Source organism: Faecalibacillus intestinalis, from assembly GCF_003024685.1.
Lineage (GTDB): Bacteria > Bacillota_I > Bacilli_A > Erysipelotrichales > Coprobacillaceae > Faecalibacillus > Faecalibacillus intestinalis.
In genome coordinates, this window is the sequence record NZ_PYLQ01000013.1 from 62067 (window position 1) to 77551 (window position 15485).

A 15485-nucleotide genomic window follows, 5' to 3' on the forward strand; every position below is an offset into this window, starting at 1 on the left:
ATCCATTTAATGATTCTAACTCTTAAATTTATAGACAGGTAGCATTCTCAAATAAACATTAAGTGTTTAAATAACAATTCTTATTTAATATTGAGTAGTTGTAAAAAAAGAATTTAAGTAGAATGAATAATTTATAAAAGAAATAATAGAGTGTATCTATGAGAATATGATATTAGGTATTTTCATTTTAATAATAACTTCCCGAAAAAATATTAAAACCTCATAAAAAAAGATAATTTTACTGTAAATCATTTCTATACATGCTTAATCATTATATTTTATGCACACATAAATACGTACTTTTATAAATTGGTAACTTAATTCTAAGTAGTTTAAAGAATTATAACTTTTGATTAAAAATAAAATTCATTCTCCCAAATGAAAAACGTAACAATTCCGAATCAAATTTTATAATTCTTTTTTTCATTTATATAATTTTTTTCATTTATATAATAAGGAGGCATTTATGATTCATTCAGTAAAAGATTTTGTAGATAAAAAAATGAATAATAAATTAATTTGTTTTAATAATGTTTTAGATGATTATTTATTTTTTTATGATATAAAAAAGGATTCTTTTTGTGCTACAAAAAGAAATAAAAAACATATCGAAGATGATCATGTCTTTTTAGATGATTATAAAAGTATAAAAGAAAAAATATATTTTAAGGATAGAAATATAATTGATAATTTATATAACAAAATCATTCGTAAAGAAATTGTTTTGGGAACTATTTATGAAAAAAACAAGTTAAAAATAAAAGAATATATTGGTGTTGAAAACTTATTTGATTCTTTTAAATTAAATAATGCAGGATTTGCTTTGATGATGAAAGTAGATCAGTATGATGAAATTCATTTTACGACTTACTATAAATATGGTGACTTTGTAAAAAGTAGTATAAAAAAATGTATTATTTCTTCTTTGAAAAAGAAACAAAAATATATTGAATTGGATTCATGGAATTTTTTAATTATTGATTTAGAAGGAGACGCAGAAGATGCAAAGAATCTTTTTCAATGTATTACCAATTCAATAAATCAGTTATTAAATGATAAGAAACAAAAAATCTATTTTTCAATAGCTGCAGGAGCTATTGAATTGAGTAAAGAATTTTATTCTTATGACAGAGTGTTAGAGTGTTTGAATTTTTCTTTAAATCGTGCAGAGGGATTTAATGGAAATAAGTTCTATCTATTTGATATGCAACACTATATAAGATTAAAAAGAAAAGAAGAAATATTAAAACATATATATTGGGCTATTAATCATGATTTTGAAGGTTTCGAACTTTATTATCAGCCGATTATTGATATAAATACAAAATCAATAATAACTTTAGAAGCACTATTGAGATTAAAAATGAAAGATGAGTACATTCAACCGAAAGAATTTATTTCTTTACTTGAACAAACACACTTAATTCTTCCTGTGGGAAGATGGGTTTTAAAAACAGCTATGGAAAGTTGGAAAGAATTGCAACAATTGATTCCAGGTCTAAAAATGAATGTGAATATGTCATTTGTGCAAGTAAATCAAAATAATAGTGTTCAAATGATTATAGATATTATAAAAGAAATAGATACAACTTTATTAGGAATAGAAATAACAGAAACAGGGGAATTAAATTCAAATCAATATTATAATTTTTGTATAGGGCTAGAAAAAGGGAAAAGAGCACTTATATTAGATGATTACGGATCTGGATTTTCAAATGTACATCGTTTAACAGCGGCAAAACCACAATATATAAAAATTGATCATTCATTTACAAAACATATTATAAAATCGGATTATTATCGAAAAATATTAAAAAATACTATTACAGATGTAATTAAATCTTTAGGCGCTGATTATATGCAAGGTTGTTTATTTGCAAGACCAATGGATAAGCATTCTTTTATAAAAAATCATAAAAGAATGAGTGAAAATTTCTTAAATAACTAAAAGAAGATATATAGGGGGAAATATGAATTTAGATTTTTTAAAAAGGATAACAGGGGGACTATTCTTATTAACAACAGAATTTAACGGTATAAAGAATGGTTGTATTATTAATAATTGTATGGAGGTTTCAACAAATCCATCATGTATTTCTATATCGGTTATGAAAAATAGTTATACAAATGAATTGATAGAAAAAAGCAAAAAATTTGCGATTAGTATTTTAAATAAAGATGTATCAAGTGAAATGGTAAAGAAGTTTGAACTTTTTTCAGGAAGAAAAAATGATAAGTTTCAAAATATTTCAACAGTTATGGATAAAAATAATGTTCCTTATGTAACAAAAAATGTAAGCACTGTCATAAGCGCTAATGTAATCAGTAAATTTGATTTAGGAACACATACACTCTTTATTGCGCAAGTTATTGATATCAATGATATCAATAATAGTAAGCCTATTACATATGATGAATATCAAAAAAATGTGGTATTAAAAGAAAAAAATAAAGCATCATCTCAACATATTATAGGATGGAAATGTCGAAGATGTGGTTATGTACATATTGGTGAAATACTGCCTAATAATTTTATTTGTCCTTTATGTGGCCGAGGAAAGGATGACTTTGATCCTATATTTAAAGAGGAAATAGAAAATTGAATTTAGTAGTATATTATCAAAGTAATGGAAAAGTAGTAAATCACAAGTATTATATTGAAGTGATTGATCATGATAGTTGTTCATCTGTTAAATTTGATCTAATTACAAAAAGATTTATATTCTTTGAAAAAAGAAGAATAAGAAAAAGAGTTTATATGGAATTAAATAAATCAAAGTTACTTTTAGAAAGTATGGATTTTAACTTATCATGTAATGAAAAATTACAATTTCCTGTATTAAAAATATAGCAGGGGTATTAAATGAGAGATGAATGTGGTCTTAGAAAGTTAAAAATCATATAAAAACAGCTGTGAAGAGTAAATTTTTTCTAGCTAAAAAATATGATAAAATAGTAGTAAAAAGGGAGAATATGGGGAACCATGTTCTCTTATTTTGTAAGCGCCAACCAAAATCTAACGAAAGGATATTTCATCATGCAAAGTATAACACATTTAATTAATTCTATTGAATCTTTTTCTAAACAAAATTTTAAATTCTCTCAATATTTTCAACCTTTAAACATCTTGAACAAGATTCCTGATTCTATTTCTGATCATTTAAACAATGTTGATTTCATTTATCATCTTGATGAAGCTTCCAAACATATTGATTGGCTCAATGACTTCTTTGAAAACAATATCAATCCCATTACCAAGAAACAGCTGTCTCATTTGAAATCTTCTAATAATAAAGATATCCAAATCCCTTATGCTGATTTAAAAGTTGATGAACCTCCTCTTTTTAAAAATGATTCTGTTCAACAGCTTTCTTTTGAAGATATCAATCGTAATGGCACTATCACACCTGTAAAAAGAAGAGACCCTGATTCTTTTAACTTTGATGGTATTTGTCCTTACTGTGGTGATAAAGCTAAAGATTTTATCTCTATCGTTGAAAACAAAATTAAATCTAACAAGCTCTCTTCTATTGATGAAACCATCAATTATTTGATTCTTCATCAATCTGATGAAATCGCTAATTTAGAAACTATTTCTACTAAAACCTTTTACAACTATGTACATCAAGGGAGAACATCTATAAAACCTATCGATCTTCCTCGTATGGTTAGAAAGAAGACAAAGAAAAACTGGAAAACCTATATTCCTAAAAGAAAAAAGGAACTTCCATTGCAGAAAGACCAGATTATATCAATGAAAGAGGTGAATTTGGTCATTGGGAAGGTGATCTGGTTACTGGTCCCAGAGATGGACAAAATGGAGCTTATCTTACTTTATTAGAAAGAAAAACTCGATTTTATTATATGATTTCTATTTCTTCCAAATCATCAAAGAAGGTATATATGCAAATCAACAAGCTTCACAAGTTTTATGGGAACAGCTTTAAAGATATTTTCAAATCCATTACTTTTGATAACGGTAATGAGTTTTCAAGATGGAAAGATATGGAAATAAAGCCCAACACAAAAGAACAAAGAACTAAAATTTATCTTGGTAGACCCTATCATTCTTGTGATAGAGCTTCAAATGAAAACTGCAACGCTCTTGTCAGGTATTTTATTAAAAAGGGAACAGATATTAATACAATCGATAAAAAAGCAAGCATTGATATAAACAACAAAATAAATCAAAAGAAAAGGAAGATACTTGGATATCTTCCTGCTGAAAAATTATTTCTTGACGAATTAACAAAAATTAACGTAACTGAAAATACGATTTTCTATAAAAATTAATTACTTTTTTCTCTTATTTCCAGTTTCTGCTTGCAATTCGGGTTTTTATAAAAAAAAGATTAGTCGATTTAAAATGTGGCAAGTATAGAAAACCTATTTTAAAAGGAAAATACGCTAAAACGACAATGACAACATAGTTTTAAAATAAATTCCCAAAAATTTGCAATAATTTACTAAAAAAATGAGAAAAACATATATATACTAAGTGTTAATATTTATATATATATTAAGTATTAATATATATATAAATATTAAGCAGGGCAGTTTAGTCTAAAAATAAAATAAATTATATTTGTTTTACAAATATATAGTAGTCTCTACTGGTCTGACTTAGCTTAGAATATGGAAAGGGAGGAAAAATATACAATGAAGAAAATCTTAAAACTTGTTATTTGTTGTGTTTTAGTGTTAGGATTGATTACAACTATTTCGGCTAATACTAATAAAACTAGTGCACTTGGTGAAACTAGTAATATTGAAAGTTTTGAAACGAAATATAACTATGATACAATTGATGTCAATAAATCACCTAATTTTCACGTTAATGACACAACATCAGATGCTTCACGCATTCGTACTTCGCCGCATTTTATTAATACTAATAAATTTACGACGAGTAATGAAAAAAAATGCACAATTAAATAAATATGGAGCAATATTGTTGTTATCAGATTTATGGTGTGCTTATGATTGGGGAGATGCAAATGTTAGCTATGATCAAGTATTAAAAAATGAGTGGGCACTATCACCCCAAACAAATATTAACAATATTGTAGTTGATGTCAAAACAAAAGATGGAACGTTTAGCAGACGAACATTACAGTTCAATGATGCAGATTGGAAGATGTATTTAGAGGTTAAGGATACTAATGGGGACAGAGCAGTTTTCACACCGAACAATAGTAATGGAACAATTAGAATTAAGAAAAATGGAACTAATACGGATATCACTACTTTAAAGTTAGTTCAAGGTCGTGTTACTAAGCAAATGAATAAGGGAATCATTGAATCAAGTAAACATAATTTCGATATGTTTAAAGGAGGTTATGGTAGCCCAAGTTACAATACAAACCAATGGAAACCTGAATACGCTCAAAATTTAAATCAATATACTACTTATTTTGTTAGAACTGTAAATTTTGGAGGAAAAATTGGATCGGTTGATTTGCTTATAAAAGCTACTAATATTATTGATGTAAACTGTTCTGGTTGTTTAACATACGCGATGAGCAAGCCAACTATTGTAAATCAGCAAGCTATTAAAATCAATAAAAGAAGTATAAATTTTGATAAAAATAAAGATTCAAAAAATGTTCAATTCAGTATTACAGGTGACAATACTGCTAATGTTAATTTAACTTTAAATGGCGAAGGTAGTGCTACCGATAATGTTCAAATTCCTATGCCAACAGATAAGGATGAATTTGAAATTGATGTCAAAGAAGTTTACGGCAATGGTTTTAAAACTACACCAGAAAATGGCTACCATGTGAAATTTAAATCTAAATATGCAATCAATGGAATTAATCATATCAAAATTTGGAGTTATTCATTAGACAATGGAAATACATGGAGCGAATATGAAGAAATTCCTAATTTAAATTTTATTAATGCTAAGCCTAAAGTTACTTATACAACAGATGGGCATGGAACATTAAGTAAAAATGAAGAAATTGTTGATATCAATGGTAGCCCAGAAGGAGTTAAAGATACTCCAAATGAAGGGTACAATTTTAAAAATTATGTTGTAAATAAAGACGTAAAATTAAGAGATGGTACTGTTATTAAAGCAGGAAACGCTATTGAAGAAAATCAAATTTCTCAAATTGTAGTTGAAGAAGATATTGAAATTCAAGCAGTTCATGAATCAAAAATTGATATATCATTAGATGACCGTTTTACATGTAATCAACCAGTTGACAAAGTTTATAATGGTCAAGAACAAAAGTGGACTCCAACTATTAAAGATAATGTTACAGGAAAAGATTTAGTTGAAGGTGTTGATTATGATGTTGTTTATAGTCAAGATTTAACAAATGTAGGTGATGTAACAGTATCTATCAAAGGTAAAGGTATATATCAAGGTGAAAAGCCACTTTCATATAAAATTACCCCTAAAAAAGTTAAATTAACAGCAAACAGCGCAGAAAAAGAATATGATGGGAACCCAATTAGTGATTCTGGATATTCTGTATCTGACGGTGGATTTGTTAAAGGAGAAGAATTTGATATTAGAGTTACTGGTGAGCAAACATTTGTTGGTGAATCGAGCAACACAATTACAGCAGTAACTCCTAAAGGTAATGCTAAAAAAGAAAACTATACAATTGAGTTGGTTCCTGGAATTTTAAAGGTTACTGATGGAACTAAAAACAAACCAATTGATTCTAACAAAGTTATTAAAAAATCACATGACAATTCTAAAACTTATAGGTTGGGAGAAGTCGTTGAATTTACTATTGAAGCTACTAATATTTATGGTCAAAATAAAAATATGATTATTGAAGAGCAAGAAGGGGTTACTATTACTGGTAATACAAGGTTTGAAAATGTCGAACCTGGAAAAACTGTAACCACTACAGCTCAACATACAGTTACTGAAGCAGACATACTAAAAGGTACTGTATATACAAATAAAGTAAGTGTTTCTTTTGAAAATGGTAAGAAATTTGAAAATACTGATAAGGTAGCTATTGAAACTAAAAATTCTAAATTAACAGTAAATAAACGTACTGTAAGTACACCAAAAGACGGGAATGTGTACGCTCTAGGTGAAAAAATTGAATATGAAATTTCAGTTACAAATAGCGGTAATCTAACTGTTAAAAATATAGAAGTAAATGATGAATTAACAGGAGATAAATGGACTGTAAAGGAATTAGCGCCTGGGCAAACAAGCGAAACTTTTAGAACATCTTATACTGTAACTGAGAAAGATGTTTTAGCAGGTACTGTAAAAAACAAAGCAACAGCTAAAGGAGAAAGTCCTGATAAGGACAACTTAGAAACAAAAGTTGATCCTGGAATAAGGGAAGAAGCTGTTGAAACTTCTAAACCAAGTTTTGTAGTTATTAAAGAAGCTCAAGAAGGTTCTTACAAATTAGGTGAAACAGTTGTTTATAACATTAAAGTTATTAACAACGGTAATGTATCAATCAACGACATCAATGTTAGAGATGATTTAACTGGTGATACTTGGACAATTGATACTTTAAAACCAGGAGAAGAAAAAGAATTAACTGCTAAGTATGTTATTACTGAAGATAACATATTAGATGGTGAAATTGTAAATGTTGCTAGTGCTAAAGGTCAAGATCCAAAAGGGAATGATATAGAAGAAACTGGTTCATCAACAATTACTCCAGAAGAAATTAATGCTCATATGATTGTTAATAAGAAAACAGTAAGCAATCCAAAAGACGGTAAATCTTATAAATATGGTGAAGAAATTAAATATGAAATCACTGTAACAAATGACGGAAATGTTACTTTATACAATGTTAATGTTAGTGATAAATTAACAGGAGATAAATGGACTATTAAAGAATTAACTCCTGGAGAAACTAGTAAAGTATTCAAAACATCTTATAAAGTAACTGAAAAAGATGTTCTAGCAGGTTCAGTTGTTAATACAGCAACCGCAACAAGTGATGATATCTTAGATAAAATTACTCCAGAAGTCGTTCCTGGTAAACAAGAAGAAAATGTAGAAGCTGCAATTTCAAGTGTTTTAGTTGAAAAAAAAACTAAAGAAGGTACATATAAAGTAGGTAATACTGTAACTTATGAAATTAAAGTTATCAACAATGGTAATGTTACTGTTTTGGGAATCAAAGTTATTGATGAATTAACAGGAGATAAATGGACTATTGATAACTTAAAGCCAGGAGAAGAAAAAATATTCACTACTAAATATGTAATAAAAAAAGCAGATGAAGATAGAGGATATGTAAAAAATACTGTTAAAGTAGAAGGATTAGGATCTAATGGAAAAGATGTCAGTGTTAATGGTGAATCAACAATTAAAGTTGAAAAAACTGAAGTTGTTACAAAACCTACAACAGGTGATGATACTCAATTAATTCTATGGGCTACTTTAGCAATAACATGTGGTGGAATTATTATTTATTTAACTTCTAAAATAAGAAGAAAAGAAGAAAAATAATATTTATTGAATTGATTACTACAATAGAAATCATTCAATAGATAAAACTTAGTAGAAACAGATCTCATGAAACAGAAGAGGTCTGTTTTTACTACATATATTAAAACCACAAGATTTTGAAAAGCAGTTTCAAATATCATGGCTTGAAATAAAACCTAACAAATGATGTGGGGCAAATTTGCCCCACGTTTCTTTATACATTAGAAATCAATTTCGGAAATATCTAAGTCTGATGATGTATCAACATCATCATTTTGTGCGACAGGCAGTTGCTTATATGCCATGTTTATAGGGGCATGATATTTTCTATTTACAAATGGTTGCTCAAGATAGTTAGCTATAAACTTGAAATGTGTCAAGGAATATAGAAATCCTGTAGGTGAAAGTCCTACCTCATGTGCACTAGTGCTATTCGAGAAGCTTAATCTAGTGCACCACTGTGAAGTGATGTGTGAAGGAGATGACCAATTGAATTGTTTGTAAAGACGTTGAAAGAATGAAATGATTCTTACTTTAAGGTTATATTGTAGGCCATCAGCTTCTTTAGATGGATTGAAAATCACATCTACAAGATAAATATCTCTAAATTGTGCTATAGTGATATTAGGGTATGGTTTTTTAAAATTGACAATGTAATCAATTTCATTGTCGGATGCACGATTGTTGGCTGCCAAACCTTTATCACTGTGGTTCAATGTAGAATCTATACCTTTTTCTTTTAAAGGACGAATAAGCTGACGCTTAGAATGGCCAGTAATAATAGCTAATTTGTCATAAGATAAATTATGATCATCATTTAATTTTTTAGACAATAAATCAATAGCTTCTTTTTTGTCCAATAAAAAAACCTCCTTCATATAACATGATAGAGGATAAATTATAGAAAGAAAATAATGGTGACATTTTTGCGGGATTTTACGGTGACATAATTGCTGAATCTTAACAGAAATATAAATGTTGTTGTTAAAATCATAAAGATATGCTATTTTGATAGATAGGAGATAATGAGGAGGGGTGTGTATAGAAAGTGAAACAATAACAAATCATTGTCTTGTTAATTGAATAAATGATAAATAATTGTTGAATAAAGAAGGACTATTAAAAATATAGAGAACTCACCTAAGTCGAAAAGAATTTAGTTGAATTAGAGAAAAGTTGGGTTTGAGATGATCTTTACCTTTTTATATTAATGTTAATGAAGCCTTTATGTAAAGCAACAGACAATGAAATCGACAAAGAGTATTTTTTTAGATTTATGGGAGAGATAAACTCAAGTTTATAAGTTTATTTGCTTTCGGTAAAGGAGATGAATGTATGAGAAAAAAATCAAAGAAAGCAATAAGTAGTATTTTAGTTTTGTTTGTGTTGTTTCAAATAGTATGTCCCGTTTCTTCCTATGCAATAGAAAATGGTGGACAAGAAACTCAAGAAACGACGAATGAAAGCTTAGTGATGGATGAAAACACTGGTAAAGATGAAGATAACAGTGCTCAGGATTCTTCAAAAGATGAAGAAAATATTGTTGTTATGGCTGCTCACCAAAGTGAAGACTATAAATATCTTTCTGATTTAGATTATATTACAGAAAATAATTGGTCTTATGCAGGATGGGGAGAAATCAAAAAAGACAAGAATATTGAAAATGGGCAAATCAGTTTACTTGTTGATGGAACAAGGGTCTATTTCAGTAAAGGTATGGGAGCGCATGCTTCTTCACAACTTACCTATGATGTTTCTGGTTTTTCAGGTACATATACCCGATTTGTTTCTAAAATGGGAGTCGATGCTTCTAAAAATGGTCTAGGAGAAGTTTGGTTTAGAATTTCTGCTTCAAAGGATGGAACAAATTGGGATGAACTTTATAAATCAAATCCAGTAACTTCAAAAGACAATGCCTTAGATGTAGATTTAAATATTAAAGATTATAAATATTTAAGATTATATGCAGATAAAAATGGCTCAAATGCAGTAGATCATGCTGTTTATGCAGATTCGCGAATTGTAAAAGAAAACTATGATCTTTCATCAGAACTTTTTGATGATATTAAAAAGGTATCTTACTATGATGAAATTCTTTCTAAAAATACAGTAGAAGAAAACTATAATAATCATTTCGATACAGTATTAAAAAGAGAATTTGTTAATCGCATGGGTTATTGGAATTTACAAAACAGTATCAAAGATGATGATACTGGTGAAGCTAAAGAAGCTATTAAATGGATTTTTAATGACCAAGAAAACTTACAACTATTTATTGAAACTGGAAATGTAGGAGATTCTTTAAAATGTGTTAGTCTATTAAAAGAATTATATAGTAAGCACAAAGATGATCTTAATGATCAAACACAAGGTGATGTTTATAAAAAGATGATGATTGCCTTAGCAATTGCTTATAGTACAGATAGAAACGGTTCACCGTTGAGTTTCAATATGCAACCGAATTCTTATGATGCTTTAAAAAGATATGAAATTATAAAAAACTTATACGATTCAGGTCTGTTTGCTAGAAAAGATGAATTTAGTACATACAACATGGAACTTATTCGAATGGTAATGAATGATTCTATTAGTAATGATGAAATCGATTGGTTAAGACATTACTCGCAATCACGTCATGGAACGGATCTCAATAAAGCTCTAAACCCTTATAATTATATGCATTATGTTTCACCAAACTATGCTCAAGATAAACTTTATGATGCAAACAATAAAGAAACATATGATACGAAGTATCAATTAAGTAAATATAACATTCCTTATGGATTAAATAGTGATGGAACAAAGACATCAAGAACATGGATGGTTATGGAAGCTGGAGGTATTTGTTGGAATATTTCAAGATTAGGACAAAACTTAAATCGTGTTTATGGAATACCAACAGTAGGTATCTATCAACCAGCTCATGAATCTTATTTTACTTATTCACAAAATAGTGATGGTAAAGGTATCTGGAGTATTGGAAACAATATTTTTGGTTGGGGACAAAGTTCGTCAAAATGGTATGGTGGAAATGGAACACGTTTATTATTAAATTGGAATAATAAATCATTTACACGACCACATATGGGATTAAAGGTTGATCTAGGTAATGGAGTGAAATCGGATGTAGGAAATAACGGTGGATATCAATTATTAGGACAAGCTGCTTTAAATAACTATGAAGCTTATCAAAAATCGCTTTATTATAACTTAATTGCTAATTCTTATGAAAGTGGAACACAAAAAGAAGAAGTTTATAATAAAGCACTAGAAGTTTTAGATATCAATTTAGATAGTTTTGAAGCAATACTTAATCTTTATAAACAAAAAGGTGATAAAGTAACAAGTGCAAATTGGCTAGAATTCGCTAAAAGAGTGATTTCAACATATACATACTATCCAATGGCTATGACAGATTTATTAAGAGTGATTAATCCTTATTTGAATAGAGAAGATGCACTAGAAGTTGATATGTTAAAAACAGAAGCTTTGAATAAAGCTTTAAATGCGACAGATGATGAAGTGTTACAATCAGGAGCATGTAGAGAAATTGCCCGTGAACTCCTAGGCAGTGACAAAGTCGATTTAGCTTCATTCTCTTTTGATGGAGAAAATGCGGGTAAGATCGTTATGAATTCAAAATATGATGATTATGATTTCCAAGTCCAATATAGTCTGGATGGGGGAAATACTTGGGAAACCTCATTAGAACATAAAATAGTTTTATCTAAAAAACAAATCGAAAGTATTACTGCTGATAATGATATCCAAGTTAAAATATCAGGATCAAATCAAGTGTTTACGATTGATATTTTAAAAGGTGAAAATATTTCTTCAAAAACACTTGCGGTGAATGATGATGAAGATTCCTTTGTTGGAAAAACAGAAGTTTTAGAATATAGTATAGACAATGGAAAAACATGGAAGGCTTTTGATCGTGATACGAGAATTACAGGAAATCAAACAGTGCTTGCTCGATACAGAGCACATGGGGTGTATTTAAGTGGAGATAGTACAGAATATAACTTTACTGAAAATAACGATAAAGAGAAAAAATATGTTTACGTTAAAGATATTTCTTACATATCTTCTGGAAGTTCTCAAAGTGGATATGCTGCAAAAAATATGATCGATGCCAGTCCATTTACAACATGGCATACAACGTGGGGACAAGTTGCTAAAGATAAAACCTATGTCGTAAGCTTTAATGAAGTAAAATATTTATCACAAATTACCTATGATCCTGCCGATGGTGTCAATGGGCGAATCAAATCAGCAAAGGTTTATGTAAGTTTAGATGGTAAAGAATGGACCTTAGCGGGAGAAAAAACAAATATGGCAAATAACACCGCCAGAAAAGAACTTGTTTTAGATGAATCTCTTCCAGCAAAATTTGTGAAAATCGAAGCAACGGAAACTTATGGAAACCACGAAGGACCAAATAAATATGTAAGTGGAAGAAGATTCAATTATTATGAAGATACAACAAAAATATATAAAGATCCAAGTATCGAATATTCAGTAACTTCACTTACTAATAAAGATGTTGTAGCGACTTTACAACTTCCTTCAGGATTTAAAGCTGTTGGTGAAAGTACATATACATTTGATAAAAATGGTGAACATACATTCACTTATAAAGATTTAAATAATAAAGAAAAAACAATCAAAGCCAAAGTTTCATGGATCGATAAAGAAGTTCCAACTGCTACAGTAGAATATGATATTACAGAAAAAACAGAATTTGCGGTGAAAGCAACTTTAAAAGATTTTTCAAAAGAAAATGTAAAAGTGCTTAATGGTGATGAAAATGGTAGTCATACTTTTACAAAAAATGGCGAATTTACTTTTATGATTCAAGATGAAGCAGGTAATATTGGTTATGTTACCGCAAAAGTAACATGGATTACGGCTAAAGATACTGAGGTGGATGATGATTTATATGTTAAATCAGACGATTATGTTGTTAAAGATGATGTAATTAAAAATATTGATGCAAATACTTCATTAGAAGAATTAAAATCAAAATTAAATACAAATGCGAAACAATTCAAACTTATTAAAAATGGTCAAGAAGTTGATATAATTTCAACAGGAACAATTCTTGTTCTTGATAATGATAGAAGTTATACATTAGTTGTAACTGGAGATATTAATGGTGATAGTTATCATAATGAATTAGATCTAACTCTTTTAATTAATCACTTGTTAGATCGTACTTTGATTCAAAATGAAATAGAATCAATGGCATCGGATATGAATGATGATGGTGAAATTGATATTGTCGATCTTTCAATAATGAACAAGAAAACACTTAATTAGTGGTAAAAGAAGGAGAAAAAGATGAAAAGAAAAATTATCTCAGTTATAACAACTTTTGTATTAATACTATCTTCTCATTTTTCAATGATTTACGCATTGGATAAACCTCATTTGAATTTAAATGAAAAAGAAGATTCAGTAGAAGTAACACTGAATCTTCCCAAAGTAGAAAATGGGTTAGATGCTTTCTCTGGTAAAATTGATTATGATCAAAATAAATTAGAACTTGTTAAAGTAAAACAGGTATCAAAAAAATTAAAAACACCAGAGTATAATGAAAAGAATGGAAAATTTATTTTATTGATCAATTCTAAAACCATTAATGAATCGGTTGATGCAGTATGCTTTACATTTAAAGTTAAGAAAAATGTTACAGGGGATACAACGGTAAAGGTAACAAAATTAACAGGATCTACTTCAAAAAATCAAAAGATTAATTTAGATGATGTACAAACTGTTTTTACAACAGATAAGAAAGAAAACAATTCCAATACGGGTAACGGTTCTAATAGTTCAAATACATCTAAAGACAATGGTTCAAAAAATGATACGAATAAATCAAATACAACCAATAAACCAAATGATTCTCATAAAAATAGTGATGGGAAAAACACAAGTAAACAAAATAAGGTTAGTTCAAATGATAGTTTAAGTAAAGAGGAGACTAAAAAAGATACTGATACTAATAAAACAACATCTTCCGAAGATAAAACTTCTTCAAATGAAGATGAAAGAAGCGTTTTACAAGATGACAGTAAACAAAAAAAGGAAAAAGAAAATAAAAAAAATATTAATGGAAAACCGATAGTTGAAAAAAAAGAACTAATCTATCCAAAAATCTTGATAGTCGTTGCACTTTTGATTTCATTGTTACTACTATATCTAAGAAAGAAAAAATAGATAAAAGAAAGGGTAGCCAAATAATTTAGAGGAAAAGCTAAATTATTTAGGGAACCACTTTAAGGGAGATTAAGAAAACTCTGTTGAAAGTTAGGGGTTCTCTAGGTGGCTAACCTAAAATACTAAAATAAAATTTATGAAAAAGAGAGCAAATACGGAATGTAACTGTTGGCACCTTCTATTTTGTCATAGCCGTTAGTTCCATAATAATTCTGCTTATATGTACGATTGAGCCTCTCTTCAATTTGTGGCGCTCTAAATAATCGAGTGCTTTAGCGAAATTCGCTCTATATTATTAGGGGGGATATTGATGTGGAATCAGTATTCCCTCTAAAATATTCAGTGCTTTTTTAAGAGGAAAATTAGGATGATGTCTGGTCCTGGTTTTCCTCCTTTTATTTATTTTCTATTTTTATTTTATTTTTTGTAGGCTCCTCTAGGATTTCCTATACGTTTTATTCTGTCTGTATGTTCATTCATTGTGTAAGTTTCATATTTGTTTTGAGAATATATGATTCTGTTTCTTRCACGTTGAAAATTGGACATACCATTTGCATTGGATAAGATCTTCTTTACATAATTGTTTTTACCTTCACATGGTCCATTAGATATACGTCTGTCATTTATCCATGTAAAAGAGTTGAGTATTTCTTCTTTCCAATGTTCAAGCGTCACCGCAACACTTATACTTTCTTCCACATGTGTATGTTTGAATTTTTTAATTACTGCATTGAGTTCCTTTCTTTTATTAGAATTATTGACTTCTTCTTTTGAAACTTGATCGAATATCAAATATTCTTCTTTGGCATTATAGGCCTGTCTAAGT

Annotated in this window: 11 protein-coding genes; 9 read left to right on the forward strand and 2 right to left on the reverse strand. The window is 28.7% G+C overall.

Going from position 1 to position 15485, the window contains the following annotated elements:
• Positions 1–466 precede the first annotated feature (466 nt).
• The 7 genes from C7U54_RS09605 to C7U54_RS09630 all read left to right on the forward strand — a co-directional run bounded on the left by C7U54_RS09605 (position 467) and on the right by C7U54_RS09630 (position 8458).
• The gene (locus C7U54_RS09605; protein WP_022001899.1) at positions 467–1948 is read left to right on the forward strand and encodes an EAL domain-containing protein; all 1482 of its coding nucleotides are present in this window, start codon (positions 467–469) and stop codon (positions 1946–1948) included.
• A 22-nt stretch (positions 1949–1970) separates the two neighbouring features.
• Positions 1971–2603, forward strand: a complete 633-nt coding sequence (locus C7U54_RS09610; protein WP_022001898.1) for a flavin reductase — start codon at positions 1971–1973, stop codon at positions 2601–2603.
• Complete coding sequence (locus tag C7U54_RS09615) at positions 2600–2851, forward strand: hypothetical protein (RefSeq protein ID WP_022001897.1); 252 nt, start codon at positions 2600–2602, stop codon at positions 2849–2851. The genes C7U54_RS09610 and C7U54_RS09615 overlap by 4 nt, the downstream gene beginning before the upstream one ends.
• Before the next feature lie 186 nt (positions 2852–3037).
• Positions 3038–3841, forward strand: coding sequence for a hypothetical protein (locus tag C7U54_RS09620; RefSeq protein ID WP_117829373.1), 804 nt, complete (start codon positions 3038–3040; stop codon positions 3839–3841).
• Entirely contained in the window at positions 3751–4293 is a 543-nt protein-coding gene (locus C7U54_RS09625; RefSeq protein ID WP_233544759.1) for an IS30 family transposase, read from the forward strand. The genes C7U54_RS09620 and C7U54_RS09625 overlap by 91 nt, the downstream gene beginning before the upstream one ends.
• A gap of 342 nt (positions 4294–4635) precedes the next feature.
• Positions 4636–4938, forward strand: coding sequence for a hypothetical protein (locus tag C7U54_RS14710; RefSeq protein ID WP_158546531.1), 303 nt, complete (start codon positions 4636–4638; stop codon positions 4936–4938).
• Complete coding sequence (locus C7U54_RS09630) at positions 4913–8458, forward strand: DUF7507 domain-containing protein (RefSeq protein WP_158562562.1); 3546 nt, start codon at positions 4913–4915, stop codon at positions 8456–8458. Before C7U54_RS14710 ends, C7U54_RS09630 begins: the two co-directional genes overlap by 26 nt.
• Before the next feature lie 200 nt (positions 8459–8658).
• Here the strand turns inward: C7U54_RS09630 and C7U54_RS09635 are convergent, their stop codons facing one another.
• Complete coding sequence (locus C7U54_RS09635) at positions 8659–9297, reverse strand: hypothetical protein (protein ID WP_107030150.1); 639 nt, start codon at positions 9295–9297, stop codon at positions 8659–8661.
• A gap of 475 nt (positions 9298–9772) precedes the next feature.
• Between C7U54_RS09635 and C7U54_RS09640 the strand changes: the two genes are divergently transcribed.
• A complete protein-coding gene (locus C7U54_RS09640) occupies positions 9773–13759 on the forward strand; it encodes an NPCBM/NEW2 domain-containing protein (RefSeq protein ID WP_241522604.1) in 3987 nt (1328 codons plus the stop codon).
• 21 nt (positions 13760–13780) lie between these two features.
• Entirely contained in the window at positions 13781–14659 is an 879-nt protein-coding gene (locus C7U54_RS09645) for a hypothetical protein (protein WP_022002108.1), read from the forward strand.
• Positions 14660–15076: 417 nt separating this feature from the next.
• On the opposite strand, the gene C7U54_RS09650 is transcribed toward C7U54_RS09645, so the two are convergent.
• Positions 15077–15485: transposase (locus tag C7U54_RS09650; protein WP_146137627.1), on the reverse strand; the 409-nt coding region annotated here is incomplete at its 5' end.

Excerpts from the sequence above, each read along its gene's own strand:
- C7U54_RS09605 (WP_022001899.1), top strand. The coding sequence starts at position 467 with ATGATTCATTCAGTAAAAGATTTTGTAGATAAAAAAATGAATAATAAA.
- C7U54_RS09610 (WP_022001898.1), top strand. The coding sequence starts at position 1,971 with ATGAATTTAGATTTTTTAAAAAGGATAACAGGGGGACTATTCTTATTA.
- C7U54_RS09620 (WP_117829373.1), top strand. The coding sequence starts at position 3,038 with ATGCAAAGTATAACACATTTAATTAATTCTATTGAATCTTTTTCTAAA.
- C7U54_RS14710 (WP_158546531.1), top strand. The coding sequence starts at position 4,636 with ATGGAAAGGGAGGAAAAATATACAATGAAGAAAATCTTAAAACTTGTT.
- C7U54_RS09630 (WP_158562562.1), top strand. The coding sequence starts at position 4,913 with ATGAAAAAAAATGCACAATTAAATAAATATGGAGCAATATTGTTGTTA.
- C7U54_RS09640 (WP_241522604.1), top strand. The coding sequence starts at position 9,773 with ATGAGAAAAAAATCAAAGAAAGCAATAAGTAGTATTTTAGTTTTGTTT.
- C7U54_RS09645 (WP_022002108.1), top strand. The coding sequence starts at position 13,781 with ATGAAAAGAAAAATTATCTCAGTTATAACAACTTTTGTATTAATACTA.